The organism is Vibrio sp. 10N.261.52.C2 (assembly GCF_041471425.1).
In the GTDB taxonomy this organism is placed as follows: Bacteria; Pseudomonadota; Gammaproteobacteria; order Enterobacterales; family Vibrionaceae; genus Vibrio; species Vibrio crassostreae_C.
Genome location: NZ_JBFROH010000019.1, coordinates 104,150 through 130,257, shown reverse-complemented (window position 1 = coordinate 130,257; position 26,108 = coordinate 104,150). Strand labels below are relative to the sequence as shown.

26 protein-coding genes and 1 pseudogene are annotated in these 26,108 nt (G+C 43.8%); 14 read left to right on the top strand and 13 right to left on the bottom strand.

Going from position 1 to position 26,108, the window contains the following annotated elements:
* The first annotated feature begins 188 nt into the window (after nt 1-188).
* The 5 genes and pseudogenes from AB4307_RS08490 (at nt 189) to AB4307_RS08470 (ending at nt 3,945) form a co-directional block, all read left to right on the top strand.
* A complete protein-coding gene (locus AB4307_RS08490) occupies nt 189-329 on the top strand; it encodes a hypothetical protein (protein WP_017067451.1) in 141 nt (46 codons plus the stop codon).
* Nucleotides 322-1,001, top strand: a pseudogene (locus AB4307_RS08485) (spondin domain-containing protein). The gene AB4307_RS08490 and the pseudogene AB4307_RS08485 overlap by 8 nt, the downstream one beginning before the upstream one ends.
* A gap of 9 nt (nt 1,002-1,010) precedes the next feature.
* A complete protein-coding gene (locus AB4307_RS08480; protein ID WP_017078308.1) occupies nt 1,011-1,691 on the top strand; it encodes a spondin domain-containing protein in 681 nt (226 codons plus the stop codon).
* An 82-nt stretch (nt 1,692-1,773) separates the two neighbouring features.
* Entirely contained in the window at nt 1,774-2,505 is a 732-nt protein-coding gene (locus AB4307_RS08475; RefSeq protein WP_372131608.1) for a response regulator transcription factor, read from the top strand.
* Nucleotides 2,506-2,571: 66 nt separating this feature from the next.
* Nucleotides 2,572-3,945: a sensor histidine kinase gene (locus AB4307_RS08470; protein ID WP_372113628.1), complete on the top strand. Its 1,374-nt coding sequence runs from the start codon at nt 2,572-2,574 to the stop codon at nt 3,943-3,945.
* Nucleotides 3,946-3,993: 48 nt separating this feature from the next.
* Here the strand turns inward: AB4307_RS08470 and AB4307_RS08465 are convergent, their stop codons facing one another.
* Nucleotides 3,994-4,458 (bottom strand): hypothetical protein, encoded by a 465-nt coding sequence (locus AB4307_RS08465; RefSeq protein ID WP_017062624.1) that lies wholly within the window; start codon nt 4,456-4,458, stop codon nt 3,994-3,996.
* 158 nt (nt 4,459-4,616) lie between these two features.
* Nucleotides 4,617-5,546, bottom strand: coding sequence for a DMT family transporter (locus tag AB4307_RS08460; protein WP_017064490.1), 930 nt, complete (start codon nt 5,544-5,546; stop codon nt 4,617-4,619).
* Between the two features lie 149 nt (nt 5,547-5,695).
* Between AB4307_RS08460 and AB4307_RS08455 the strand changes: the two genes are divergently transcribed.
* Nucleotides 5,696-6,154, top strand: coding sequence for an Lrp/AsnC family transcriptional regulator (locus AB4307_RS08455; protein ID WP_017062622.1), 459 nt, complete (start codon nt 5,696-5,698; stop codon nt 6,152-6,154).
* Nucleotides 6,155-6,323: 169 nt separating this feature from the next.
* Here the strand turns inward: AB4307_RS08455 and AB4307_RS08450 are convergent, their stop codons facing one another.
* Together AB4307_RS08450 and AB4307_RS08445 are read right to left on the bottom strand one after the other, a co-directional pair.
* Nucleotides 6,324-6,566, bottom strand: a complete 243-nt coding sequence (locus tag AB4307_RS08450) for a hypothetical protein (protein WP_017062621.1) — start codon at nt 6,564-6,566, stop codon at nt 6,324-6,326.
* A 269-nt stretch (nt 6,567-6,835) separates the two neighbouring features.
* Nucleotides 6,836-7,411: a hypothetical protein gene (locus tag AB4307_RS08445; protein ID WP_372082866.1), complete on the bottom strand. Its 576-nt coding sequence runs from the start codon at nt 7,409-7,411 to the stop codon at nt 6,836-6,838.
* A 96-nt stretch (nt 7,412-7,507) separates the two neighbouring features.
* Here AB4307_RS08445 and AB4307_RS08440 point away from each other — a divergent pair, with 96 nt between their 5' ends.
* The 5 genes from AB4307_RS08440 to phaC all read left to right on the top strand — a co-directional run bounded on the left by AB4307_RS08440 (nt 7,508) and on the right by phaC (nt 13,080).
* Nucleotides 7,508-8,191: an SH3 domain-containing protein gene (locus AB4307_RS08440; protein ID WP_372131606.1), complete on the top strand. Its 684-nt coding sequence runs from the start codon at nt 7,508-7,510 to the stop codon at nt 8,189-8,191.
* A gap of 530 nt (nt 8,192-8,721) precedes the next feature.
* Entirely contained in the window at nt 8,722-9,462 is a 741-nt protein-coding gene (locus tag AB4307_RS08435) for an SDR family oxidoreductase (RefSeq protein ID WP_017062618.1), read from the top strand.
* A gap of 26 nt (nt 9,463-9,488) precedes the next feature.
* On the top strand, nt 9,489-10,700 hold the full coding sequence (locus tag AB4307_RS08430) for an acetyl-CoA C-acetyltransferase (protein ID WP_029236542.1): 1,212 nt from the start codon (nt 9,489-9,491) through the stop codon (nt 10,698-10,700).
* Between the two features lie 130 nt (nt 10,701-10,830).
* Complete coding sequence (locus AB4307_RS08425; RefSeq protein ID WP_372131604.1) at nt 10,831-11,178, top strand: phasin family protein; 348 nt, start codon at nt 10,831-10,833, stop codon at nt 11,176-11,178.
* Nucleotides 11,179-11,253: 75 nt separating this feature from the next.
* Nucleotides 11,254-13,080: a class I poly(R)-hydroxyalkanoic acid synthase gene (gene phaC / locus AB4307_RS08420; RefSeq protein ID WP_017072236.1), complete on the top strand. Its 1,827-nt coding sequence runs from the start codon at nt 11,254-11,256 to the stop codon at nt 13,078-13,080.
* A gap of 127 nt (nt 13,081-13,207) precedes the next feature.
* On the opposite strand, the gene AB4307_RS08415 is transcribed toward phaC, so the two are convergent.
* The 6 genes from AB4307_RS08415 to napF all read right to left on the bottom strand — a co-directional run bounded on the left by AB4307_RS08415 (nt 13,208) and on the right by napF (nt 17,849).
* Nucleotides 13,208-13,345 (bottom strand): TIGR02808 family protein, encoded by a 138-nt coding sequence (locus AB4307_RS08415; protein ID WP_010430103.1) that lies wholly within the window; start codon nt 13,343-13,345, stop codon nt 13,208-13,210.
* An 11-nt stretch (nt 13,346-13,356) separates the two neighbouring features.
* The gene (locus AB4307_RS08410) at nt 13,357-13,938 is read right to left on the bottom strand and encodes a NapC/NirT family cytochrome c (RefSeq protein WP_009845456.1); all 582 of its coding nucleotides are present in this window, start codon (nt 13,936-13,938) and stop codon (nt 13,357-13,359) included.
* Nucleotides 13,939-13,967: 29 nt separating this feature from the next.
* Complete coding sequence (locus AB4307_RS08405) at nt 13,968-14,429, bottom strand: nitrate reductase cytochrome c-type subunit (RefSeq protein WP_017062614.1); 462 nt, start codon at nt 14,427-14,429, stop codon at nt 13,968-13,970.
* 125 nt (nt 14,430-14,554) lie between these two features.
* Nucleotides 14,555-17,044: a periplasmic nitrate reductase subunit alpha gene (gene napA, locus AB4307_RS08400; RefSeq protein ID WP_372102959.1), complete on the bottom strand. Its 2,490-nt coding sequence runs from the start codon at nt 17,042-17,044 to the stop codon at nt 14,555-14,557.
* A complete protein-coding gene (locus tag AB4307_RS08395; RefSeq protein ID WP_017062612.1) occupies nt 17,041-17,346 on the bottom strand; it encodes a chaperone NapD in 306 nt (101 codons plus the stop codon). The genes napA and AB4307_RS08395 overlap by 4 nt, the downstream gene beginning before the upstream one ends.
* Before the next feature lie 23 nt (nt 17,347-17,369).
* Nucleotides 17,370-17,849, bottom strand: a complete 480-nt coding sequence (gene napF, locus AB4307_RS08390) for a ferredoxin-type protein NapF (protein ID WP_102428553.1) — start codon at nt 17,847-17,849, stop codon at nt 17,370-17,372.
* 253 nt (nt 17,850-18,102) lie between these two features.
* Between napF and narQ the strand changes: the two genes are divergently transcribed.
* Both narQ and AB4307_RS08380 read left to right on the top strand, forming a co-directional pair.
* Nucleotides 18,103-19,833: a nitrate/nitrite two-component system sensor histidine kinase NarQ gene (gene narQ / locus AB4307_RS08385; protein ID WP_017062610.1), complete on the top strand. Its 1,731-nt coding sequence runs from the start codon at nt 18,103-18,105 to the stop codon at nt 19,831-19,833.
* Entirely contained in the window at nt 19,820-20,452 is a 633-nt protein-coding gene (locus AB4307_RS08380; protein WP_017062609.1) for a response regulator, read from the top strand. Before narQ ends, AB4307_RS08380 begins: the two co-directional genes overlap by 14 nt.
* A 202-nt stretch (nt 20,453-20,654) precedes the next feature.
* Here AB4307_RS08380 and dcuC read toward each other — a convergent pair whose 3' ends face one another.
* From dcuC to AB4307_RS08365, 3 genes are all read right to left on the bottom strand, one after another.
* Complete coding sequence (dcuC, locus tag AB4307_RS08375; RefSeq protein ID WP_017062608.1) at nt 20,655-22,022, bottom strand: anaerobic C4-dicarboxylate transporter DcuC; 1,368 nt, start codon at nt 22,020-22,022, stop codon at nt 20,655-20,657.
* A gap of 653 nt (nt 22,023-22,675) precedes the next feature.
* Nucleotides 22,676-22,876, bottom strand: coding sequence for a hypothetical protein (locus tag AB4307_RS08370; RefSeq protein WP_136978665.1), 201 nt, complete (start codon nt 22,874-22,876; stop codon nt 22,676-22,678).
* Between the two features lie 231 nt (nt 22,877-23,107).
* Complete coding sequence (locus AB4307_RS08365; protein ID WP_010430026.1) at nt 23,108-23,824, bottom strand: GntR family transcriptional regulator; 717 nt, start codon at nt 23,822-23,824, stop codon at nt 23,108-23,110.
* 317 nt (nt 23,825-24,141) lie between these two features.
* Here AB4307_RS08365 and mngA point away from each other — a divergent pair, with 317 nt between their 5' ends.
* The gene (gene mngA / locus AB4307_RS08360) at nt 24,142-26,076 is read left to right on the top strand and encodes a PTS 2-O-a-mannosyl-D-glycerate transporter subunit IIABC (RefSeq protein WP_372131602.1); all 1,935 of its coding nucleotides are present in this window, start codon (nt 24,142-24,144) and stop codon (nt 26,074-26,076) included.
* Nucleotides 26,077-26,108: the final 32 nt, after the last annotated feature.

Here is a 26,108-nt window from a genome sequence, read left to right as displayed (position 1 = left end):
GCCGAATCGTTAAATCGATTCGGCCTTTTTGCGTTTTATTCGTTCCATTTCTATTCTTTATCTTCTTTTCTATCCCTTCTGACGTAAATGATAAATTGATATCTTTCGATTAAATATTAGTACTTTATCGCTATTTTTATTTGCAGTAATAAGTTTGGATAAACTTGTGAGAGTTTTATGAGAATTCAATGAAGTTGCTGATAGATTTGATCGTCATTCTTAGAGTCAACAACACCACAGTTCGTTCTGGCAAAGGTAACGGTATATCGCTGTTATTCGTTTTGTTGGCAACGATAGGACTCGATAAAGGATGGAATCAAAATGAATAAACGTACTCAAATCAGCTTAGTGATCAGCTCGGCTATGTTGGCCTTCGGAGCGGCTCAAGTTCAGGCTTCTGAGCTTGAAGTCACTGTCATGCAACGAAAGGGATCTACTTTACGCCTATCTTAGCGGCGGCTCATGACTCAAGCTTGTTCATGTTTAGAACGGGTGAAACGGCTTCTTCGGAACTAGAGTCCATGGCCGAAGGTGGCGATATTTCAGGTTTATCTGGTGTCATTGCCAACGCGGGAGGCGTGGTGGTTGAGAACCCAGCGGCCGGCATCCTCAATCCAGGCGTCGCAACTACGTTTGATATCAGTACTGGTGATTTAGAGTACCTATCATTGGGTGCAATGTTGCTGCCGACAAACGACGGCTTTGTTGGTCTAGATAGCTGGAAGATCCCAACTCAAGCGGGCACCTACAAAGCGACTCTAAATGGTTATGACGCAGGCACAGAAGCCAATGATGAGCTGGCGGGCAGTATGCCGAACCCTCCATTCATTACCTTTGGCGCTGGTGGCACAGGTGTAGAAACGGCAGTATCAAACGCTAAGGTTCATATTCATCCAGGTAACATTGGTGATGGTGATGCGGCGGGCGGCATCAGTGACCTCGATAGCAGTAGCCATCGATGGTTAAACCCTGTTGCAACTATCACCATTGTTGTGAAGTAAGGGGGATGTATGAAAGCTAGAATTCTATTTATCGCTGCATCAGTAGCTGTGTTAGCAGGTTGTCCGGACGATGACGACGATTACTATCGCTATGATGTGAGTGTGACTAACCTCACCCCCAATCAACCTATGTCGCCCCTCGCGGTATTGACTCACAATACGAATTTTGACCTGTTTGAAGTCGGGCAAAGTGCCTCTGTCGATCTGGAATACTTGGCGGAAGGAGGCAGTAATGCACAATTGCTTGCGCTCAGTGACAGTGACGTCAATGTTTATCAAGGCATCTCAGGCAATGGGCTGATTCTTTCAGGTGAGCAAGACACGGTGTCTATTCGTGTTGACCCAAATCAAGAAGGGTATATCTCAGTTGCTTCCATGTTGGTGAACACCAATGATGCGTTTGTTGGTGAATCCGGTTTGTCACTCAAGTCATTAGCGGTGGGTGATACCTTTGTGATGAACATGAATGTTTGGGATTCAGGAACGGAATTGAACGACGAGCTTGCTGCAACGATTCCGGGACCTGCGGGCGGTGGTGAGGGTTTTAATACCACACGAGACGACACCGATGTAGTGAGTTTCCACTCTGGTGTAATCAGCCAAGATGACGGCCTTACGACGTCTGCTTTAAGTGCTAATCATCGTTTTCTCAACCCAGGAGCAAGAATCACCATTACTCGAACTGAATAATAGGGCTGAAAGCACGATGAAAGAATTCCTGCTCTGTTCCGGTCAATTGAAAGGTAGGCAGACTCCGAATAGAGCAGGGATCATGAATAGTGCTGCGGTAAATTTGATGGCAAACATATTGTTGGTTGAAGATGATGATGACCTAGCTGAACTGGTGCAGATGCATCTTAAGTTCCAAGGCCATGACGTAATAAGAACTAATGTGATTGAAAAGGCTCAGGCGCTCTATAAAGAGGGTCATTTCGATTTGATCGTACTGGATCGTGGCTTACCAGACGGTGACGGACTCGATTTCTGTCGAATGTTGCGTCAGCAAGAGGATTGGACGCCAGTACTCATGCTAACCGCAAGAGACGCTGAGTTAGATAAGGTGTCAGGCTTAGAAGCCGGTGTTGATGACTACATAACGAAACCTTTCAGCGTTCTCGAGTTTCAAGCAAGAGTGAGGAACGTGCTTCGCCGTTTAAGCCATGTCGAATCAGCGACTCAAGAGGTTGTGACAGCAGAATCGATTATGAATTTTGGTGTGCTCACTATTCAACCTGAACGCCATCAGGTGTCACTCAATAACCAAGACGTACCGCTGACAGCTACCGAGTTTACCTTACTTCATTTCTTAGCAACCCGCCCGGGGCGTGTGTATAGCAAAGACGAGCTGCTCGATCATGTTTGGAATACTCATCACTCTGGCTATCACCATACCGTGTGTAGCACAGTCAACCGTCTAAGAACCAAGCTTGCGATGCCGAATAGTGATGATGATTTCATTAAAACCGTTTGGGGTGTTGGTTATAAGTTTGAGTCGAAAGCTTAGGCCTATGTGTCGCGTCCGAAGTTTACTAAAAGGCCAGTAAGACCTAAGAGCCATCGAGGAGAGAACATGAGTTTCAAATCGCGTTTAGTGTTGTTCACCAGTTTGTGGTTTCTGCTCGTGAGTGTGGTGATTGCTTATACCTATAATTGGCAAAAAGAGACCATAGAACAAAGAACTAAGCAGAGCTTACACAAAGAGCTCGCGGTTCATATGCGCGATGATAACCCTCTGATGATAGGGACTGACTACAACCCCAAAGCCCTTAAATCCATATTTCATACCTTGATGTTGATTGGTCCCGATTTCGACATTTATTTTCTCGACAGCCAAGGAAATATCACGACGCACGCTGCGCCAGAAGGCACTGTGTTGGCAAGCCAGATAGACTTAGCACCCATTAGACAATTTTTAAATGACGAGCCTTATCCGATTCTTGGCGAAGACCCTATCAATCCTGATTCTCGTAAGGTGTTTTCCGTTGCTGCGATTGAAGAGTTGGGTTCAACAGTTGGGTATCTGTATGTGTTGATTGGCAGTAATCGCCATACCGTGATTGCTAATTCGCAAGTCGACACACCTTATATGGCGCTAGCAGGACTTATGCTGATCTCTATCTTAGGTTTTGCGATTGGGGCTTACCTGCTCGTGAAGCGCAGCCTCTTAAACCCTATCGAAGAAGTTACAAACAAGCTGCAACAACAAGCAGAGCAAGATTTTCGATTGGACCCGAACTTCATTCATCAAGTACCAGAATTGGTGCCGATTGCACGCTCGTATCAGTTGATGGCGAAGCACATTCAACAGCAATTTTTGCAACTTGAATATCAGTCGTCACATCGAAGACAAAGCTTATTACAGCTCAGTCATGATTTGAAAACGCCATTGTCGAGTGTATTGGGGTATCTAGAAACGTGGAGGATTCAAAACCCACATTCGGATCCACTCATAGATGTGGCATATCGCAATGGCAACAAGTTATCTGAACAGCTCCATTCGCTGTTAGATAGCGCCAAGAAAGATAACCCGGTACCCACACATCAATACGCTTCAATCGATTTCAATGGGCTGATGAGCGAATGCTTAGAAACGATACAAAGCAAATATCGCCATAAAAATGTTGAGTTGAACATTAATATGCCTATTGGAATCAAGGCTGTGGGTGACAGTGATCTGCTTGAGAGGTTGATTTTGAATCTGTTAGATAATGCATTGAGGCATAGCCCAAGTGGCACTGTGGTGTCGTTAGATGTTGGTTTTGAAGCGGATTCCAAACGGGTGAAGGTGGTGATTCATAATGAGGTTGAACTGGAAGCGCCGAATGGTTCTTTGGGAATAGGAACCAAGATCGCGCAGTCGATACTGATGTTACATCACAGCGTGCTAGAAACAACAAAGGCAGAGAACTCCTTTCAGCAAAGCTTTTATTTGCCTTCGGTATAGCTCTGTCTGCCTTCGTTTAGCTCGATGTATACTTACGTAGAACTAACGTTAAGCGTCTTTACTGTCTTCGTTGCCTTCGTTCACTTTCGCGTAGAAGTGAAGTAGCTCAGTTAATTCTTTAACCCAGCCAAACGCATCTTTAGGTGCGTTCTTTAAGATCTTTTCTACTTTCTCACAGTGCACTTCGATTGCGATTGCTTCTTCAAGGTTGAAAGAAATTGAGTAGAAGTGCCAAAGCAGTAGGCGAGTCATTCGCTCGATGTTCTGTTGCGAGTTATCCGACTCTGAGAAGGCTAGGTTTACTTCACCAAGCGCGATAGCTGTCATTCGAAGCATTGCGTCAAATTTCGCTGATTGCATGCGTTCTTCGCTGGTGACTTCTTCTTGCTCGAACGTAAACAATTCCGTCATTGCATCTTCAGGTACAAGGCGATGAATCATTCTTAAACTAAATTCTTCTAGTTCATGGCGAGGCATGGTGATTAAGCAATTTAAGGTGTAGTCGCGTTGCATGGTGTTCTCTTGGATCTGCAAAAAGGTCGGACAGTTTAATGGAGAAGCGAGTTTAGAAAAAGCAGATTTTAGATAAGCCTGCGTTGGCAGGCTTATCTGTGTACTACAAGCCCTAAAATCGATGCTTAGGGAAACTGTATTTAGGTTTGAACGCAGTATCAGGCTTTGCTATGGCTTGGCGGTTGGTACTGCATCGACTGGTCGTTTCTCATGAATATGTTGCTCGCGACCAAACTGCCGATGCAAATAGAACCAAGGGCGAGCCAAGTCATCGCATCAGGAATCTCGTTGAATAGTGGGATCGCCAACAAGGTCGCCACTGCGGGTGTTGCACTGCCAAAAGCGGCAGAGCGTTCAGCCCCTAAGGTATTAACCGCATAAAGGTAAGTGAACGCAGCGATTAAACCCGCCCCAACGCCTTGCACTGTTGAATGAACGGCAAGCTCCGTGAAGGGCCAATTAGCGATTGGTGTGTCCATTAGGTGGCTTGGGAGGGTTCCAGTCAGGATTAGGACGAGTAAAAGCAAAGTAGAACAGAGAGAAATAAAACCGGCACTGACTAACGCATTAAGATTAGCGACACGGGCTGAGATGGTGAACATCGCCCACATTAAGCTTCCGCATAAAAACAACAAATGACCTTTGGTGTATTCGAAGTTGAAGCTGCTTAAGCTACTCCCTAAAAACAACAGTATGCCGAGCAAAACCAAACCTAAACCAACAACACGATGTCGGCTGAGTGGCTGCTTAAAAAAGAGTACCGCAATTCCTGTAACGAACAGAGGAAGCGTGCCCGGAACAAGAGCACTGCCATGAGATACCGGAACAAACTGCATGGCCGTTCCGGCAACAAGCAGATAAGGTAATCCGCTACCTACGAACATACCCGTTAGATACCGTTTAGGGACGACGGCAATCGCGCTGCGTGCTTTCCACATCAAAGGCAATAACACCAAAGCCGGTATGAGAAATCTTGTGAGGGCGATATCTGCAGGTGTTAAATCTGAATTTGCGCCGCCTTTAAGAGAAAGAAAAAAGCTCGCCCAAATGAGTAGGGTGACAGTAATAGATAAGTAGCCAAGATTCATAATATAGAAGGAGAGTGGGTGATGACTCATTATGGAACAGTTGGTGTGCCACAGGTTGGCAAGTTTTGGCTAAACTTGAACTATCGTTGATGATTTCTGCTAATATTCACCAAATAATTAACGGATTTAACTAATGTTTGGCATTTACTATGGATAGAATTGATAGGCATCTTCTCGAACTGCTACAAAAAGATGGCAGGTTAACCACGGCTGAACTTGCTGATGAAGTGGGTTTATCACCTTCGCCTTGTGCAAGACGAGTCAAAAGGCTAGAAGAAAAGGGCATTATTGACGGTTATCGTGTGAGCTTGTCACGAGAACAAGTCGGCATCGCAATGAGTGTGTTTGTTGAGGTGAGCCTAAACAACCACCAAGAAGTGTCGATAGATAAGTTTGAGGCGGCTGTTGTAGAGATGGAAGAGGTGATCAGTTGCCACGTTGTATCTGGGGCTTATGACTATTTGCTAGAAGTGGTTAGCCCGAACTTGATGGCCTACGAGGCATTTACAAGAAAACTTCAAAGGCTCTCTAACGTCAAAGATATTCATACCCACCTTGCGATAAGACAAGTAAAAGGCAATGCACCACTGCCAATTTATACCGATTAAGCCAAACTCTGAGCAGTAACACGAAGGCAGAATGAGCTGAAAACGAAATGGTTTACTCCTGAAGTAGAAGAGCGGTCAATATCAAAAATCATCCATTAAGTGTCAGGCTTCAGGCAATAAAAAACGGAGCACCTCGTGAAAGGTACTCCGTATATGATAGGTGCAAAACTTAGTGATACTTAAAGTTAGAGATTGAACAATCCCCAGTTTGTGCATTAATTCTGAATGAAAAAGCATGTGAATGATAATCCACGCCGTCATTCCAAATTGTCTCTCCAAATATCTTACATAGCTCTAGCTCACTTACTGAACCGAACTCTTCCATGTGTTTAGCTACAGATAAAAGTTTACCTCTTATCTCTGCAGTCCATTCCGTGTTACTCAAGCAGTTGAAAGCCATAGTCTTTTGCATATTACCTAGCCAAAATGTTTCTTGTTATTAAGTTATATGAAGATTCATGATAACAATTTTCTGGCGTTTGTAAATCTATTTTGTGATGAATATCTCACATACTCGCTTGCATTGGTCGGAAATTGAACTTCATTGTTGATAGATAGCACATTACTTTTACAACCTATTGATAAAGCTTTGATTAACGAGTTCTTAGAATATTATGAATGGGATTGAGCATATTTATCGGAAAAGTCCAGTCGAACGAGTGAGAGAATCTAATGGTGATTTCAGTTTGATGCATCGTTTGCTGGTTGGTTTATGTGGCGCGCTTCATCAATCATCGTCGCTTCTCTGCGGTATTTTGAAGACAGCTGACGGAATTTTTCACTGAGTGTATGGAGATCTCGGGAGAGTGATTGTGAGCTTTGGACGTGCACCTGTGCGCTTTCTGCCTGGCGCGGGAGTTTTGCTTTGGTGCAGTGTTTGGCGACGGCTTGCCATGAATACGCTAGAGAGTCAGCGCCTTCAAGTTCACTAGACACAAAATACGCCTGTTGTAGCAAAACCTCGGAGACGTCATACGCGGTATTCATATGACTATTGAGCTGCACATTAAACCTTTCTTCGTACTTTGCCCAAAGCTCAATGATCTGCTTTTCATTAAAGTGTTTAGATAACAATGTCTGTGACTCATAGGTTGAAAGAACTTGGTTGAACTCTTTGGTGTACTGATTATAGCGACCTTCAAAAGAGAGCTGACGATCCAACAGTGTTTGCCAGTTTTCACGGTCACAATGATTCGCTAGAGCGACCTTGGCACTCAAAGTTACGCTTACAATGATAATCTTCCCCCAAAAACTCATGACTTTCCTCTACTTACCGTGCGCTCTATTGAGAGTATAGATGAGCAGCAGCATGAGTTGATGTACACTTGAGACATACCTATAACGGAAGAGCTGGTGGATTTGATGAAAAAAGCGCTGATCGCTTTACTTGTGTTGTTGATATTGGGCGGAGGGGGAGGAGCGGCATACTACTTCTTGGTCATGAATAAAGACCCAATCCCACAAGGGAAAACGGAAGAGCCGGCGTTAGAAGCTACCGAGCAATCTGAATCTGAGCTTGTACCCATCATGGATCTTCAGCCTGAACCCGAGCAGACGGAATTTTACGTTTTGGAGAGAAAGCTTGAAGTGGTCGAGCAACCTGAAATTGATGGCTTGATAACAGATTACCTCTATAAAGGGGAAAAGGTGGTGGTACTCGAGAAACAAGGCGAATGGGCACGTATCTCAGACTATATAGTCCTTAAAGAAGGCGGCCCACAGACGGCGGAATGGGTCTCTATGTCAGGCTTATCGAATGATGAAGTCATTATTTCGGAAAAAGAAAGCAAAGAGATATTGGATTCCTATTTGGTTAAGTCTGATGACCTCAAGATCCATCAAGAAAAATTCCGTAATTCGGTGGCTAAACTGATCTCTGAGGGGGAGTGTGCCCCAAGTGATTTTGAAGAATTAGGCGGATGGGTGAAATCTGTTAAGTACAGTCACAGAGATGTCTATTTTATTTATTGTGGTGGGTTGTCCCTTGAAAACAAAATTTATCTTGATGTAAATACAAATGAAATATTTACGAAGTAAGATCCCACGCTCTATTTATTAATGTTATTTACTTAAGCCCACTCATAGATTGAGTGGGCTTTTTTTGTCTATTCATAATGCTCATCTTCCCCATTTAGAACGTTAATTATATTGAAGCTTATATAGAATTATTAGGAACCATTTAATAATAGCTAATAAGAATTTTGCTATTATTCTCGTGATCAATCATTTCAAATTCCCACATTGCATTATTCTTGAAACAAGCTGAGAGATATAGATTTATCTCGTATTTACAAAGGCTTACCTGCTTGGTGATAAAAGTAAAATTAAATAAACCTTATTAATATCAGAGCCTTGCGTTGGTTTACATATTCGTAACATTTCATTGGTTTTGGGATGCAAGTCTAGTTTTTAATCATAATACGAAAATATTTTATATTTGTAATAATAATTTTTGATTTTGAGTTGTAGGGTTTAATTAAAGCAAAACGTAAAGTTTAATTATCAACTAAGACATTATCTTATTAACATCATTGTTATTTAATTGCTTGTAAGGGATGGAACCATTAATGAAAAAGCTTGCTTTAATTACAGGGTCAAAAGGCGGTATCGGCTCAGCAATTTCCTCTAAATTAGTTGCAGACGGCTATCGTGTTATCGCGACTTATTTTACTGGAAATTACCAATGTGCCTTGGATTGGTTTAACGAAAAACAATTCACCGAAGATCAAGTGAGATTGTTTGAATTAGATGTTACCAATACTGCGGAATGTGCGCTGAGCTTAAGCAAGTTGTTAGAAGAAGAAGGCACGGTGGATGTACTAGTCAATAACGCAGGTATTACACGTGATAGCGTCTTTAAAAAGATGGATGCCGAAGCGTGGAAAGACGTGATTGAAACAAACCTAAACAGTCTGTTCAACGTGACTCAACCTTTGTTCGCTCCTATGTGTGAGAAAGGTAACTGCCGTGTCATCAACATCTCTTCCGTCAATGGTCTTAAAGGTCAATTTGGACAGACTAACTACTCAGCAGCGAAAGCTGGAATGATTGGTTTTTCTAAAGCTTTGGCTGCAGAAGGCGCTCGTAGCGGCGTAACCGTGAACGTGATTGCCCCTGGCTACACAGCAACTCCTATGGTTGAGCAAATGAAGCCTGAAGTACTGGATTCAATCAAGAACCAAATTCCGATGAAACGCTTAGCAACACCTGTTGAAATTGCAGACGCAGTGGGCTTTTTAGCAAGTGAATCTGGCGCGTACATTACAGGCGAAACATTGTCTGTGAATGGCGGCTTGTACATGCAGTAATTGGCGAAACTGAAGGGGTTGGAATGATGGAAAAAGTATTTATTGTTGCGGCTAAGCGCACTCCTATTGGTGCATTTACCGGGTCGCTAAAAAACGTATCTGCGGGTGAACTGGCTGGCGTTGCGATCAAAGGTGCACTTGAGTCTGTCGATCTTTCGTTAGATGCGATTGATGAAGTAATCGTCGGCAACGTGATTTCGGCAGGTCAAGGCATGGGGGTTGCTCGTCAGGCTTCCATCTATGCAGGGCTTCCTGAGGAAACACCAGCATACGGCGTGAACATGATTTGCGGCAGCGGAATGAAATCAGTGATGGACGCAGCGGCGCACATCAAAGCACAAGATGCTGAAGTGGTTATTGCTGCTGGCGTTGAAGTGATGTCACAAATTCCTTTTGTGGTACCAGCGAGCGTTCGTAATGGTCACAAAATGGGTGACATCTCAATGAAAGACTTACTGGTTGGTGATGGCTTAACCGATGCGTTTAATCACTACCACATGGGCATGACCGCTGAAAATATCGCGAACACGTTGAATATTTCGCGCCTAGCTCAAGATAACTATGCCTTAGAAAGCCAACAAAAAGCCGTTGCTGCGATTGAGGCGGGTAAGTTTAACGAGCAAATCGTGCCTGTAGAAGTTAAGCAGCGCAGACAAACCGTCACTTTTGATACCGATGAGTATCCGAAGTCAGACGCGACATTCGAAGGTCTGCAAAAGCTTCGTCCAGCTTTTGACCGTGAAGGGTCTGTTACGGCAGGTAACGCTTCGGGCATCAATGATGGCGCGAGTGCAATCATCTTAGCCTCAGAGAGTGCAGTAGCGAAATACGGACTGACACCACTGGTAGAGCTAACGAGCTACGCACAGTCTGGATTAGATCCAAAGATTATGGGTTTAGGCCCAGTAGAAGCCGTTTCTAAAACGCTTGATAAGGCGAATCTCACTCTAGAAGAAGTAGATTTGTTTGAATTGAATGAAGCGTTTGCAGCACAAGCTCTTGGCGTAATGTACCAATTGTCAGAGCAGCATGACTTACCGCTTGATGAGTTCAAGCCAAAGGTCAATGTGAATGGTGGTGCAATCGCGCTTGGCCATCCTTTAGGTGCTTCAGGCAATCGAATTATTGTTTCACTCATCCATGAAATGCTTGAACAGAAAACGACTTATGGCGTTGCTTCACTCTGTGTGGGTGGGGGAATGGGAACCGCTGTTTTGCTAAAAGGTATTGAAGGTTAGAGCCTGATATATCGGTAGCAAGCTTAAATATCGGATCAGCTTTTCAAAGCATCGCGAGTTAATCGATGAGCGTTGGCTGAAACGATAGTGACACAAATTTATTAAACTATGTATTCATCAGGAGTTACTTATGTACACGGATATTTTCAAAACAATTACTGACCAAACTGAAAAGCAATTTGAACCGTACTTAAAGTTCAACAAGTTGGTTGCAAAGAACGTCCAAACGATGACAGAACTGCAAATGAATGCAATGCAGACTTACACGAACATGGGTCTTGCGCAAATGAAAGCAGTGATTGAAATCAAAGACGTGACTAGCCTAACGGCGTTCAACAGCCAGCAACTAGCAGCGCTAACTCAATTGTCTCAACAGATGATGAGTGATAGCTCAAAAATGCAAGCTGCTGCAAAAGAGTTCAAAGAAGATGTTGAAACACTAACAACTGAAAACTTGAAAACAGTTACACCTGCATAAATAAAATCGCCATCGAGTCAGCACAGTGTTTACTGTGAGGCTCGGTGGCGATTTTCCGATTATTGGAGTCATGTTATGTTTCAACACTTCTTTTCGGACTACCTTGTTAAACTTCAACAAACAAACCAGCAATGGTGGGAAAACTTTGAACAAAACAAGGAAGCCGCGCAATCTCCCCTAAATCAAGCGATGCAAGAGTTGAATTTTGATGATGCGTCAAAAATCTTCGAGCAAGCCGCTAACCAACCCGCCGTTCTCCTTCAGTTACAATCCCAGTGGTGGGAACAGCAACTTAAGATTTGGCAAAATGCCGCACTGATGGGTAATACCGAAAGCGTCATTACTGAAGAGCGCAGTGATAAACGCTTTATTGATGAAGCGTGGAAAAATGACCCGTTTTACAGCTTTATCAAGCAGTCTTATTTGTTATTCAGCAAAAGCTATATAGACACCATTAATTCAATCGAAGGCATAGACGAGAAAACCAAGGAACGTGTGGCGTTCTTTTCACGTCAGGCTATCAATGCTCTTTCTCCTAGTAACTTCATTGCGACTAACCCAGAGTTGATGAAGCTAACGCTTGAGCGCAATGGTGAGAACTTGCTAGATGGGCTAGAGCAGCTACAAGCTGACGTTGAAGCGAGCGCGGATATCCTCAAGATCCGTATGACCAACAATAATGCCTTCCGATTAGGTGTTGATGTTGCGAACACGGAAGGTGATGTCGTTTTTCAAAATGATCTGTTCGAGCTTATTCAATACTACCCAAAAACACCTCAGGTGAACGCCACGCCTTTGTTGATCGTTCCTCCATTCATCAATAAGTACTACATTCTCGACCTTCGTGAAAAGAACTCAATGGTTCGTTGGTTGCTTGAGCAAGGGCACAGCGTCTTCATGATGTCTTGGCGCAACCCAGGTGAAGCGCAAAAAGACTTAGAGTTCGGTGACTATGTCACGGAAGGCGTAGCGAAAGCCGTGACGGCAATTGAAGATATCACGGGTAAAGAGCAAATCAATGCTGCAGGTTACTGCATTGGTGGTACTGTTCTCGCTTCAACGGTCGCTTACTATGCTGCTAAAAGAATGAAGAAACGCATTAAAACTGCGACCTTTTTTACGACTCTATTAGACTTCTCTCAGCCGGGAGAGGTTGGCGCATATATCAATGAAACGATCATTAACGCCATTGAGAAACAGAACGATGCTAAAGGATTCATGGATGGTCGTTCATTAAGCGTGACATTCAGTTTGCTTCGTGAAAACAGCCTGTACTGGAACTACTACATTGATAACTACCTAAAAGGCAGCAGCCCAATGGAGTTTGATCTGTTGTACTGGAACAGTGACAGCACTAACGTTGCAGCTAAATGCCATAATTTCTTGCTGCGTGAGCTTTACCTTGAGAATAAACTTGTTCAAGACAAAGGCGTGAAAGTAGGCGGTGTCTGGATTGATCTCAATAAGATAAAAATACCAAGCTACTTCATTTCAGCGAAAGAAGATCATATCGCGCTTTGGCAGGGGACTTACCGTGGTGCCTTGAATACCGGTGGCAACAAGACGTTCGTGCTTGGTGAATCTGGTCATATCGCGGGTATTGTTAACCATCCAGATAAGAAGAAGTACGGGTTCTGGCTGAATGACAACCTAGACGACTCGGCGGATGAGTGGCTAACTAATGCGACTCATAATGAGGGGTCTTGGTGGACACACTGGAATCAGTGGCTACAAGGTTTTGAAACTGACGAAAAAATCGAACCTTTCAATCAAGGCTCAGAGCTTAATCCTGTGATTGGCAAAGCGCCAGGCAACTATGTAAAACAGGTGCTGCCGATTGTCGATCAAGAGCAGGTTGATAAAGAGACCGCAGAGAAAGAAGCACCAGAAAACGAAGCTTAGGGCGTTAAGTCACATTCAATTATAAAGATACACAACGTCAGATAATAAAAAAGCCACTGAAATCAGTGGCTTTTTCGTATCAACTCATATCAGAATTATCTGGTAGAAGTTGATGGAATCTCGATTGTTAATCGATTTCTTTGTCTTTACCCATAGATAAAATCCAAAGAGATACGGCTGCAACACCTGCAAAGCCACCAAGAATGATAACTGGCATAGCGCTGTAACCTAGGATGTGCCAAATTACGCTTTCTAAAGTACTCATTCAATCGCTCCTTATTGCCAGCCTTCAACGCCGTGCATGTCTGGTAGTTTGTGTGCAATACCTTTGTGACAGTCTACACACGTTTTTTCACCAGAAGCTAGCGCAGTCGAGTGTTGTTTCGCACTACGGGGGCTCTGCTCTGAGAAGTCCATGTAATCGAACTGGTGACAGTTACGACACTCAAGTGAATCGTTCTTCTTCAATCGAGCCCATTCGCGTTCCGCTAGGTGAGCACGACGTGCTTTGAACTTTTCTTCAGTATTGATGGTTTTCGCAATAAAGTGTGCGTATAGCTCTTTAGATGCTTGAACCTTACGAACAATTTTATCTGTCCATTCATGAGGAACGTGACAGTCTGAACAGATAGCACGAACACCAGAACGGTTAGAGTAGTGAATTGTCTCTTGGATTTCAGCAACGATAGGTGCGTGACAGCCAGAACAGAATTCTTCCGTGTTGGTTGCCTCCATACCCGTGTTGAATGCACCCCAGAACAAAAGACCACCCGAGAAACCCAAGAACAAAACAACGCCTACGGCTGCTTTGCTTGGTGTCGCAAGTCTTTTCCAAAACGCTTTAAGTAATTTTATCATATATAGCCTCTCTTACAGTCCGGCTACGATTAACGCAGTGAATCTACAGGTTTGAACTCGTTCTCAACTAGTGGCTTAGCATTAGCTTGAGGTACGTGACACTGTAGACAGAAGTAACGACGAGGTGATACGTCTGCAAGTACCGCATCTTCACGGTTCATGTAGTGAGTTACACTCACTTTAGTAGCACCCATTTCTTTTGCGTTTTTCCAGCTGTGGCAAGAAAGACACTTGTTAGCGTTAAGAGAAACTTCATAGCTACGAATAGTATGAGGCACTAGAGGTGGTTGGTATACGTAGTCACTCTCAAGTACTTGGTCACGAGGGAACTTTTTGAAGTCATCTGCTGCGCGAGTTGCTTCAAGTTCACTTGCACCACGTAGAGATTCTACGCCACCAATGCCGCCTGGGTTATCCAGTTCAGCTTCAGCTTGAACTGCACCAGCTAGCAAAAGACCAGCTGATAGTAGGGCAGTAATCAGTTTTTTCATGGTTAATTTCTCCGCCTAAAGGCTAATTCTTTGAGTGGACTACTTCTTTCAAAAAGTAACGAAAAAAGCAGTCGCAATATTAAAAACGTCAGATCTACGAGCTAAGTGGTAAGAACATATTGTCCTTAAGCGACCTTAGTGATCTTAACTGGACACTTCTTGTAATCCGTCTGTTTAGACAGAGGATCCGTTGCATCCAAGATCAACTTGTTGATCAGAATTCTTGCATCAAAGAATGGTACGAATACCAAGCCTTGTGGTGGACGGTTACGACCACGAGTTTCAACACGAACGCGTACTTCACCACGTTTGTTTTCGATAAGAACTTCATCACCACGGCGAAGACCACGAGCTTTAGCATCAGCAGGGTGGATGTAACAAAGTGCATCCGGTACTGCTTTGTAAAGTTCTGGTACACGACGAGTCATAGTACCTGTGTGCCAGTGCTCAAGAACACGACCTGTACATAGCCACATATCGTATTCATCGTTTGGTACTTCAGGTGGCGCTTCGTATGGTGCATTGATGATCAGTGCTTTACCATCTGGTTTGCCGTAGAAGTCCCAATCAGAACCTTTCTTAGCATATGGATCTGAACCTTCTTTAAAGCGCCATAGTGTCTCTTTACCGTCAACAACAGGCCAACGTAGACCACGAACTTGGTGGTAGCGATCGTATGGTGCTAAATCGTGACCGTGGCCGCGACCAAAGGCTGCGTATTCTTCGAATAGACCTTTTTGAACGTAGAAACCTTGAGCTTGTGCATCGTCGTTAAGCTCTTGAGCTTCAGACAGTGGGAATGCATCAACGTTGCCGTTTTTGTAAAGCACGTCGTACATGGTTTTGCCACGGTACTCAGGCATTTTCGCAACCAGTTCTTCCCCCCAAACTTCTTCAATAGTGAAGCGCTTAGAGAATTCCATGATTTGCCATAGGTCAGACTTAGCTTCACCTACAGTTTTCACTTGTTGGTACCATGCTTGTGTACGACGCTCTGCGTTACCGTAAGCGCCTTCTTTCTCAATCCACATTGCTGTTGGAAGGATGAGGTCAGCCGCTTGAGCTGTTGCCGTTGGGTACGGGTCAGAACATACAATGAAGTTATCTGGGTTACGGTAACCTGGCAGACGTTCAGTGTTGATGTTTGGACCCGCTTGCATGTTGTTGTTACACATTACCCAGTAAGCGTTGATTTTACCGTCTTTCAACATACGGTCTTGAAGAACAGCGTGAGCGCCGGGTACCGGTGGAATGGTGCCTTCTGGAAGTTTCCAGATATCTTCTGCAATTTTACGGTGTTTAGGGTTAGCAACCACCATATCGGCAGGTAAACGGTGAGCGAATGTACCAACTTCACGCGCTGTACCACACGCTGACGGTTGGCCAGTTAGTGAGAATGGGCTGTTACCTGGAGTAGAAATCTTACCTGTAAGAAGGTGGATGTTGTACACAAGGCTGTTCATCCATACGCCACGAGTATGTTGGTTCATACCCATAGTCCAAAGTGACATTACTTTGATGTTTGGATCGGCATATTGCTTAGCCAGCTTGATAAGGTCTTCTTGAGGTACACCTGACATTTCAGACGCTTTCTCAACTGTGTATTCAGCAACAGACGCTTTGTAGTCTTCGAAAGAGATAGCAGTCATTTCGCCTGAGTTAGGGTTTGCGGCTGCTTTCTGTAGTGGATCATCGTCACGCAGACCGTAACCGATGTCTGTCGTTGCTTGCTTGAAGTTCGTGTGCTTGTTCACGAAGTCCCAGTTAACCGCATCGTTTTGGATGATGTAGTTTGCGATGAAGTTTGCGATCGCAAGGTCAGACTGAGGGTTGAAGATGTAACCCGTGTCTGCAAGCTCGAAAGAACGGTGGTAGTAAGTAGACAGTACGTTTACTTTAACGTGTGGGTGGCTTAGACGACGGTCTGTAATACGAGTCCATAGTACTGGGTGCATTTCTGCCATGTTTGAACCCCACAGTACGAATGCGTCTGCGTGTTCAAAGTCATCGTAACAACCCATTGGCTCATCAATACCGAAAGTGCGCATGAAGCCTACTACAGCAGAAGCCATACAGTGACGAGCGTTTGGATCTATGTTGTTTGAACGGAAACCCGCTTTCATCATCTTAACGGCTGCGTAGCCTTCCATTACTGTCCATTGGCCTGAACCGAACATACCAACACCTGTTGGACCGTTCTTCTTAAGAGATGCTTTCCATTTCTCAGCCATCACGTCGAACGCTTTGTCCCAAGATACTGGTGCGAAATCACCATCTTTATGGAACTCGCCATCTTTCATACGAAGAAGAGGCTGTTCTAGACGGTCTTTGCCGTACATGATTTTTGAAAGGAAGTAGCCTTTGATACAGTTAAGGCCTTTGTTTACTGGTGCTTCTGGGTCGCCTTGAGTCGCAACCACTTTGCCGTTTTGAGTACCTACTAGTACCGAACAGCCCGTACCACAAAAACGACAAGGCGCTTTATCCCACGTGATTTTTGTTTGATCAGAGCTAGCGATCAGGTTGGTTGCTGTTGCCGGTAGTGTTACACCTGCAACGGCTGCCGCTGATGCAGCTGCGTTTGCTTTCACAAACGCACGTCTTGTCATTTTCATACTTCACCCTCAAGTTGAGAATTGTTGCTTCCAGTTTCTAAATCCGTTTCGTCGAGTCCAGTTTCGATTTGGTGATAAACCAAAGCTGTCCCCAAAACGTTCTTAATGTTGTTTATTGCTTCGATGGTGTCCGTTACAAAACCTTGGTTTTCAGTTTCTAGGACCACGATGATTTTGCCTTCAGGGCTATCTCCGTAGATTTCAGCGTTATCGAATTGATCGATCTCCGCTTTGATCTCATTTAGATGCTCAGGGCTCACATGCACGACTAAACTTGATATATGCACTTCATTTAGTGCCATAAATTGCTCTCGTTATTTTTGTTTTATGCATTACTCACAAGAATAGCCGAAGTAGGGCAAATTGCTACGCAGGCCCCACAACCGCTACACTCATCTAACTCGATTTTTGGTAGAGCAACACTGCCTGCTCTAAGTTCAAATTGAATGGCCATAGGTTCACACATGTCACCACAGCTTCGGCATTCAACATTTTGTTGCGCTAAACACTTATCAGAGATTTGTGCTTTTGCTTGCCAAGGCTCTCCTTGCTTTGGCTTAAAAATGGGTTCGGGACAAACATCTGCACATTGATAGCAGAACGTACACTCATCAATAGAGAAATCTACAGTGGGAAAACCACCATCGCCTATAATGATTATCTTAGTCTCACAACTCTCGATGCATTTACCGCAGCGAGTACAGTCATCTGTAAAGCTTTCTAGGCTGTCAATCCAAGGCAAACGAATCTGGCTTGAGTCAACTTTTCGTCTTGAAAAAAGACGGCGTTTTGATAGATCTACCACTAGATACCTATAGATGTTACTAAGATGTTGTAATTGTAGGTCATTATTCTATTAATATCTTGTAATGAGTCCTCACAAGTAGTGTAGTTTTAGAAACAATTGTATAAATACCCCCTAAGGGCTAATTGGGGGCATATATTGTCTTAGATCAATAAATTACGGAGCGAGTGATCACATATTGAATGGAGCTATGATTTTTGATGTGTGACAATACGATATCGCTGGCAAGTCATTTATCAATAGGAAGGCACTTTTGCTTATAAAACCGGTTTCATCTGTAACAAGTACGATAGCAAAATCTTTGCTCTCTATACTGCTGTTGTCGGTTGCTACGACTGGCTTTGCCATCTTTACTTTGGCTTCAAGTTTGAATGATGCGGAAGCGGTTAACGTGGCCGGTTCAATGCGAATGCAAAGCTACCGTTTAGCCCATGATATTCAAATAGAATCTGTCGATTATGAATCTCATATTCGTGAATTCGAAAGTTCTCTTTACTCGCCATCCATGACTAATTTGGTCAGTTGGAATGTTCCGACAGACATCACAGAAGATTACTATTTAATTATCGGCCGTTGGCATGAGCTAAAACAGGTCTTGAATAGCGAAGAGCGCGATCACTATCTCGTGTTGGTTGAAAACTTCGTGGCTGAAATCGATGGCTTCGTTTATAAGCTGCAAGAGTTCTCTGAAGACAAGTTAATAAAGTTAGCGTGGGCTGGTGGTATCGGCCTTGGTGGGATTCTGGTCATATCTCTTTTTGTTGTTCACTTTGTACGTAAACAGGTTGTTAAACCGCTACATGCTCTTGTCGGTGCGAGCCAAAGAATCAAAAACAGCGACTTCGAGGTAGAACTCAAGGTGACCAGTAACAACGAAATGGGCATTTTGACCAAAACCTTCAACTCGATGGCCAAAGATTTAGGCGTGCTTTATCGAAACCTTGAAGATGTGGTGGATGCAAAGACGATTGAGCTGCAAAATGCGAACCAGTCGCTGCAGGCACTTTATAACTCGTCACAAGAGCTCACGGTGACGCGTATTGCTCCTGAAAACTTCCGAGCTATCTTGCAGCATCTCGTGAGCTTGGAAGGGATTGGATCACTGAGGCTCGAGATTGTCGATAACTCAGGCCGTTCATTGATTATGGATGAAGGTTACGATTCGAATTTAGACTACGAAAAGTTTGAGATGAAACTCGACGATAACGAACTTATTCTCGGCTATTTATACTGTTCATATCACCACGGGCACTCAACTAAAGCTCTGATCGAAAGCTTCATTCAACTGCTATCGAGAGCGATCTACTACAATCGTGCTCAAAAGAAAGCTGAACAGCTTATTATCATGGAAGAGCGTGCCACGATTGCACGTGAACTCCACGATTCATTGGCTCAATCACTGTCGTACTTGAAAATTCAAGTTACACTATTAAAGCGTGTGATTGGCAAACTGCCAGAGCAACAGCACCGAGAGCAATCTGAACAAATCGCGTCTGAGATCGGAAACGGCTTAGCCGACGCTTATACCCAGTTAAGAGAGCTACTCACCACATTTAGGTTGACCATTAAAGAGGGCAACTTTGGAGACGCCTTAAGTACCATGCTTGAGGCGCTCAGCGAGAGAACCGATGCGAAGATTAACCTCACTAATAATCTCTCATCGATCGAGCTTGATGCGCATAGTCAGGTTCACTTGCTTCAATTGATTCGTGAAGCAACAATAAATGCAATAAAACACGCCAATGCCGACTTGATAGATGTATGCTGTATCGATGAGGACGGTGAAGTATTAGTCGTGATAAAAGATAATGGAGATGGCTTTGACTCAAGTAGTTCCAAGGTGAACCACTACGGGATGAGCATTATGCAGGAGCGTGCGGCAAGACTGAATGGCGACTTGACGATTGAAGCGGCGCAAGGTGAAGGCTGTACAGTCATATTGAAATATAAAAGTTTGAAGGAAGTTAAAGTTGACGATTTGTAAAGTAATGCTGGTTGATGATCATCCATTGATGCGCAGAGGTATAAGCCAATTACTGAGCTTTGAAGACGAATTCGAAGTGATTGCAGAAGCAAGTAACGGCACTGAAGCGGTTGCTCTTGCTCATGAAGAAGAACCTGATTTGATCCTTTTGGATCTCAATATGAAGGGCATGTCTGGTTTAGATACCTTGAAAGCACTTCGCACTGACGGTTCTAGCGCAAACATTGTTATTCTAACGGTTTCTGATAGCCCTGCAGACATTGAAGCGATTGTAAAAGCAGGCGCTGATGGCTACTTGTTGAAAGACACTGAACCCGATGAGTTAATTGAACTGCTTAAGCAAGCACACAGCGGTGACAAGGCTTACAGCAGTGTGGTTGCTCGTTACCTAAATGATGCTGGAAGCCGCAATGATATCTTCGAACAACTGACTGAACGTGAAATGCAGATCCTTCAAGAAGTCGCGAAAGGTTACCGTAATAAGCAGATCGCCGATCACCTGTTTATTTCTGAATCGACAGTTAAGGTACATATGAAGAGTCTACTGAAAAAGCTGCAAGTGCCTTCCCGTACCGCTGCCACGGTTCTGTATCTAGAACGCTATGGTGAAATGAAGTAGGGCGTGTTCCTTTGAGATAACACTATTTCAAGCCTGACTGTTTATACATTTTGTACATGTCTCGATAGTTTTAACGATGTTGAGAAAGTGACATTAAAAAAGGCGCTGAACTTATTAAGTTCAGCGCCTTTTTGTTTACGCATTTTATATTCAGTATTGGTGTTCGTTTGTTCTTCGTTCTTTGAGATTAGAAACTTAAGGCTTACGCCGACATTGGAACCAATACAAGCGTACCGAAGATAACCGTAATAAGACCACAGATTACGGGTACAGACGTACGTTTTACGACTTCAAATGGGCTGATTTTACCCATACCAGAAGTCGCTACGATTACGCCAGATACTGGTGAAATTGTACGACCTAGGTTCGATGCTTGAAGCATTGGGATGATTAGGAACGCTGGGTTCAAGCCCATTTTCGCCGCTAATGATGGAGCCAGTTCTACGAATGCATAGAAAGGTGCATTACCTGAACCTGTCGCAATTGCCGCAGCAACCGTTAGACCTGTGAGGATAAGCATCAATGCGATACCGCCTGCGCCTGCAGATTCGGCAAGACCGATTAGGTTATCAATTGCACCGATAGACATTAGACCTTGAGCAAATACGCCCGCCGCAACCAACAGCATTACCACGCCTTTGAACGCGTCAGCCATGCCTTGGTAGCAAGAGTCTAGATCTTCTAGTGTTTTCTCGCCGTCAAACTTCTTAACAACGTAATCGATAACTGCGCCTACGAAGATAGAACCTACCACAATAGTGTAGATATCAAGTGAAAGCCCTGGAATCGTACGACCGTTGAATAGGAAAACGCCGATGATAGGTAGGAATGGAAGTGCAGCGTAGAAAGCCGGCGCCGTTGTTTCGATTTCAGAAACGTCTACTTTTTCCATTGGTGTGTTTTCTTTCTTATCTAGGTATTTGTTCCAGAAGAAAGCCGCACCCGCCATCACGATGATCGCACAGATAGAAACAGGCAGTACCGTTTGAACAGCAAACACATCAAGAGACATGCCTGATTTTTCTGCCGCGATAACCACATCACCAGACGTTGGTGAAAGAATGATGGCTGCAGGTGACGCACAAACTGCAACTGCCGCTGGGCGAGAAATACCCATTGCCGTCATCATTGGGAATAGGGTCGCCATCAATAGCACGCCAAGGCCTGTTGCAGAACTTACTGCTAGAGACATTAGACACGCTACGATGTAAGCCGCAACAAGAAGTACGTATGGAGATTTGATAGCAGCAAGCGGTTTAGAGAATTGTTTTACTACCACATTGTTTGCGCCGATATGCGTCATGTAAGAAGCAAAGCCACAAAGAAGCATGATTTGCATGCCTAGGCCGCCTCCACGGTACTGAAGCATGTACTTAACGAATTCTAGTGAGTCGGTAACCATGTTACCTGTTGAAGCGACCTTAGCGGGTAAGACTGTGTGACCTATAAGGCCAGTAATAAGAAGTAGGGCAAGGCCAGCTGTCAGTAGTACACCTGCCGCTTTATAGCCTTTCACAATAAAGTAACCAACAGCGATAGTAATCACTAATCCGATCAAGAGCTCTAACATAGAAATCTCCACAAAGTTTAAAAAAATATAAGAAAGTGTTTCAGAATATGACAATGAATGTACAGAAAACTGCACTGTGGCACGAGGCATAGTTGAGGTTGATATGATCTAAGACAAACATTTTCTTTGATGTTAATTGTGGTTGTAAATCGTGAATAACTACTGTTGTTTAGATGTTAATAAACAAATTTTGTGGCTTGTTAGAATATAACTTGGATCACCTTTGGTTGTTCTATTTGCATATGGTGGTGTTATTTTATAAATCGCGAGTATTTTTTGTACTTTGGAAGGAAACGTGTAACGAAGTGGGTATTTATCGGAGTAAAGAGGTGAGAATCTTAGCTTTTAAGCTTACTTACATTTAAAGATTACTTATGTTTAACGCCTACTTACTTCCCATAAGTAAGCGCTAAAACACAAGTTATAATAAGGCGATTCTTCAGCTTCTTCGTTTAACTCAGAACCTTCATTTAATACGACTTCGTCCTCGAGTACCACTTCTTCAACTTCTTCTGCGAATAGGGGCATAGAGAAAGCGATTAGAACTAAAGGTAGCTTTGGTAGGAATCGTGTGTATGAAATTGTATTTGCTAATGGGTGCGATGTTCGTGAGATAGTGTGTTTCGACATAATAGTTTTGTATATAAAGTGATTTAACACGACGAACTAAGTGTTAGTCTGATGAGTAGACAGTGATCGAATCGAACCGTTGGCATTGCTGGCGCAGGTTCCATCGCAATCGACTCCCAATTCATTTTTGGGGTTGGAATGGTATGCACGGATTGGATTAAGTGGAGGTGCTGATTGAATAAGCTCACTTCGCTTACCGCGTCCTCAAGTTGTTTGGTATTCATTTACATTCCTGTCGACTGTTGTTCTTGTCATTTGGCGCTTAGTTTATGTTCAAAGTGCGCGAACAGTATTTAAATGAATGTGAATGATCTTTCGTGAGGTTGCTTGATATTGATTTAGGAATATTTGGGAGGGAAAGTTGGGTTTACTATTGAACTAACAGCACAGAAACACAGAGAACAAGGCGCTCTCTGTGTTGGTCATCTACTGTTATAGAAACTTGCTGATGAGTATTATCTCTGGCGTCTTGCGACCAAAGTAAATCTGTAATCGTTAGATGTGAAGTAGTTACGGCTGTACTCGAACACTGTGTTATTGGCGAGGTAACCTCGAGTACGTTTTTCAATGATAGGCTGAGTTGGGTCAATCCCTAACTGTTTAGCAACGTCTTCAGGCGGAAGAATCGGCACCAGTTCTTGCTCACTTCTATCAATCACCATGCCTTTGGTGTTCTCAATAAAGTCGTACTTTGATGTCTGCATCACTTGATAGGTGAGATCTGGGAATAGGGCAACAGGTAACCAAGTTTCTTCAACCGTGATTGGATTGTTGTCTATGAAGCGAACACGCTTTACGTAGAAAACTAATTCGCCTTCTTTAATATCTAGATGTTCAGACATCGCCAAAGAACAGGGCTTCATTTCAAAGGCTAGAACATCACTGTGTGTAACCACATCCAAATGCGCCCACTTTTCTTGAAAGCTCGACTGTTTGTAGATGTCGTAATTGATCTTGTTCTCTTTGACGTAAGTACCGCTGCCTTGAACGCTTTCAAGCTCATCGTTTTCGATCAGTAGTTTCAGTGCTTGCCTAACCGTTACACGGCTTACCGAGAATACTTCACGCAATTGCGCTTCTGTTGGGAGTGCTTCACCAACTTTGTATTCTCCAGAACTGATCTTTTCTCTTATTGCATCGGCGATTTGGCGATACATAGGGAGTCTTGCCATTTTTGCCTCATTTGTGCGCTAGGACAACTAGACTTTGATTAACAACCTGTACCTTAAATACGTAAATTTGCTCTATATAAGCCTTGCTTTAAAGGTTAGTGTGAGCGTCGTATCGGCGTTTTGTAGTACATATAATACAAATTAAACGATACATAACAAGCTTTCTTAAAGGATTTACCAATACGATTTAAATACAAATTAAATACAAATATGTATTGATGAGATCGTGATCACGGATTAAATGTCTTGAAGTTGTATTATTCTTCTCGTCGACAGGGACGACTGTCGTACTAATCCGTGACTATGGGACAAAGGTTATGAAACTTACTACTCTAACGAATAAGTCGCTCGTAAATCTGCAAACTACGTTTAGCAGTCGAGAAGAAGCGATTTACGCACTTGCTGACCAACTGGATCAGCAAGGCAAACTGCATAACAAGCAAGAGTACCTTGATGCAGTATTTGCTCGTGAAGAGCAAGGCCCGACAGCGCTTGGCGAAGGCTTAGCAGTACCGCATGGCAAGACTGACGCGGTTAAAGAAGCTGGCTTCGCTGTAGCAACGCTTAAAGAAGACATGAAATGGAAAGGCTTGGATGAAGACGAAGATGTAAATCTTATCTTCCTAATTGCGATTCCAAATGCAGAAGCGGGTTCTACCCACATGCATCTGCTTACTGCATTGACAACTACATTGGTTGATGACGATGTTCGCGAAGCTGTATTAAAAGCGACAACCGCTGAAGAAATCTTTGCGCTTCTTGATAGCGACAATCAACAAGAAGAAAAACAAGACAACTTAGATACAAATGCGCCGACAATTGTATGTGTTACTGCTTGCCCAGCAGGCATTGCTCACACCTATATGGCGGCTGAGTACCTAGAAAAAGCGGGAAAAAAGCTTGGCTACAAGGTTCATGTTGAAAAGCAGGGCGCAAACGGTATTGAAGATCGCTTAACTGCGGAACAACTTAACAATGCTGTGGCGTGTGTTTTTGCTGCTGAAGTTTCGATTAAAGAATCTGAGCGCTTTAACGGCATTCCTCGTGTTGAAACACCAGTTGCAGAACCGATTAAACACGGTGAGCGCATTCTTAATGAAGCGATTGAAGAGTCGAAAAAAGGTAACGGTGCAGAACGTAAAGTTGCTACCGATGACAAACCGAAGAAACTACCGTTGAAAACTGAGCTTAAACAAGCACTGCTTTCTGGTATTTCTTACGCGGTTCCTCTTATCGTTGCTGGTGGTACTGTTCTTGCGGTTGCTGTTCTTATCGCGCAAATTTTTGACCTGCAAGAGCTCTACACAACAAAAGATTCTTGGCTATGGATGTATCGCAAACTAGGTGGCGGCCTACTGGGTACATTGATGGTGCCAGTACTGGCGGCTTACACAGCTTACTCATTAGCAGATAAACCGGCACTTGGTCCTGGTTTTGCCGCAGGTATTGCAGCAAACATCATTGGCTCTGGTTTCCTAGGCGGTGTTGTTGGTGGTTTGATTGCTGGTTACGTGATGCGTTGGGTAAAAGAGCATGTTCGCTTAGGCCCGGCATTTAACGGCTTCCTTACTTTCTACCTTTATCCGGTGATCGGTACTTTGGTGGCAGGTAGCTTGATGCTGTTTGTTATCGGTAAACCTGTAGCGTTCCTAAACCAAGGTCTAACGGACTGGTTGAACGGTATGTCAGGCACCAATGCGCTGTTATTGGGTGCGATTCTTGGTCTGTTTGTATCATTCGACTTAGGTGGTCCGGTAAACAAAGCCGCTTACGCATTCTGTTTAGGTGCAATGGCGAACGGTGTTTATGGCCCATACGCAATCTTTGGTTCAGTAAAAATGGTATCGGCGTTCACCGTAACGGCTTCAACCATGATTGCTCCACGCCTATTCAAAGACTTTGAGATTGAAACCGGTAAATCAACTTGGCTACTTGGCTTAGCGGGTATTACTGAAGGTGCAATCCCAATGGCGATTGAAGATCCAATCCGTGTAATCGGTTCATTCCTACTAGGCTCTGTGGTTACAGGCGCGATGGTTGGTGCGGCAGGTATTGGTCTATCGACTCCGGGCGCAGGTATCTTCTCTATCTTCTTGTTACACGATTCTGGTTTGGGCGCATTCTCTGCTGCGGCAATCTGGTTCGGTGCTGCGATTGTCGGCACAGTAATTTCAACCATTACTCTTCTGATGTGGCGTGGTCACGCTGTAAAAAAGGGTAAGTTTGAAGCAAGCACTGCAACACAGAACTAACTGAATTTTGAGTTAGCTCCTAACTCACTGTG

Coding starts and splice junctions, on each gene's coding strand:
- AB4307_RS08490 (WP_017067451.1), top strand. CDS start 189: ATGAAGTTGCTGATAGATTTGATCGTCATTCTTAGAGTCAACAACACC.
- AB4307_RS08480 (WP_017078308.1), top strand. CDS start 1,011: ATGAAAGCTAGAATTCTATTTATCGCTGCATCAGTAGCTGTGTTAGCA.
- AB4307_RS08475 (WP_372131608.1), top strand. CDS start 1,774: ATGAATAGTGCTGCGGTAAATTTGATGGCAAACATATTGTTGGTTGAA.
- AB4307_RS08470 (WP_372113628.1), top strand. CDS start 2,572: ATGAGTTTCAAATCGCGTTTAGTGTTGTTCACCAGTTTGTGGTTTCTG.
- AB4307_RS08465 (WP_017062624.1), bottom strand. CDS start 4,458: ATGCAACGCGACTACACCTTAAATTGCTTAATCACCATGCCTCGCCAT.
- AB4307_RS08460 (WP_017064490.1), bottom strand. CDS start 5,546: ATGAATCTTGGCTACTTATCTATTACTGTCACCCTACTCATTTGGGCG.
- AB4307_RS08455 (WP_017062622.1), top strand. CDS start 5,696: ATGGATAGAATTGATAGGCATCTTCTCGAACTGCTACAAAAAGATGGC.
- AB4307_RS08450 (WP_017062621.1), bottom strand. CDS start 6,566: ATGCAAAAGACTATGGCTTTCAACTGCTTGAGTAACACGGAATGGACT.
- AB4307_RS08445 (WP_372082866.1), bottom strand. CDS start 7,411: ATGAGTTTTTGGGGGAAGATTATCATTGTAAGCGTAACTTTGAGTGCC.
- AB4307_RS08435 (WP_017062618.1), top strand. CDS start 8,722: ATGAAAAAGCTTGCTTTAATTACAGGGTCAAAAGGCGGTATCGGCTCA.
- AB4307_RS08430 (WP_029236542.1), top strand. CDS start 9,489: ATGGAAAAAGTATTTATTGTTGCGGCTAAGCGCACTCCTATTGGTGCA.
- AB4307_RS08425 (WP_372131604.1), top strand. CDS start 10,831: ATGTACACGGATATTTTCAAAACAATTACTGACCAAACTGAAAAGCAA.
- phaC (WP_017072236.1), top strand. CDS start 11,254: ATGTTTCAACACTTCTTTTCGGACTACCTTGTTAAACTTCAACAAACA.
- AB4307_RS08415 (WP_010430103.1), bottom strand. CDS start 13,345: ATGAGTACTTTAGAAAGCGTAATTTGGCACATCCTAGGTTACAGCGCT.
- AB4307_RS08410 (WP_009845456.1), bottom strand. CDS start 13,938: ATGATAAAATTACTTAAAGCGTTTTGGAAAAGACTTGCGACACCAAGC.
- AB4307_RS08405 (WP_017062614.1), bottom strand. CDS start 14,429: ATGAAAAAACTGATTACTGCCCTACTATCAGCTGGTCTTTTGCTAGCT.
- napA (WP_372102959.1), bottom strand. CDS start 17,044: ATGAAAATGACAAGACGTGCGTTTGTGAAAGCAAACGCAGCTGCATCA.
- AB4307_RS08395 (WP_017062612.1), bottom strand. CDS start 17,346: ATGGCACTAAATGAAGTGCATATATCAAGTTTAGTCGTGCATGTGAGC.
- dcuC (WP_017062608.1), bottom strand. CDS start 22,022: ATGTTAGAGCTCTTGATCGGATTAGTGATTACTATCGCTGTTGGTTAC.
- AB4307_RS08370 (WP_136978665.1), bottom strand. CDS start 22,876: ATGAATACCAAACAACTTGAGGACGCGGTAAGCGAAGTGAGCTTATTC.
- AB4307_RS08365 (WP_010430026.1), bottom strand. CDS start 23,824: ATGGCAAGACTCCCTATGTATCGCCAAATCGCCGATGCAATAAGAGAA.
- mngA (WP_372131602.1), top strand. CDS start 24,142: ATGAAACTTACTACTCTAACGAATAAGTCGCTCGTAAATCTGCAAACT.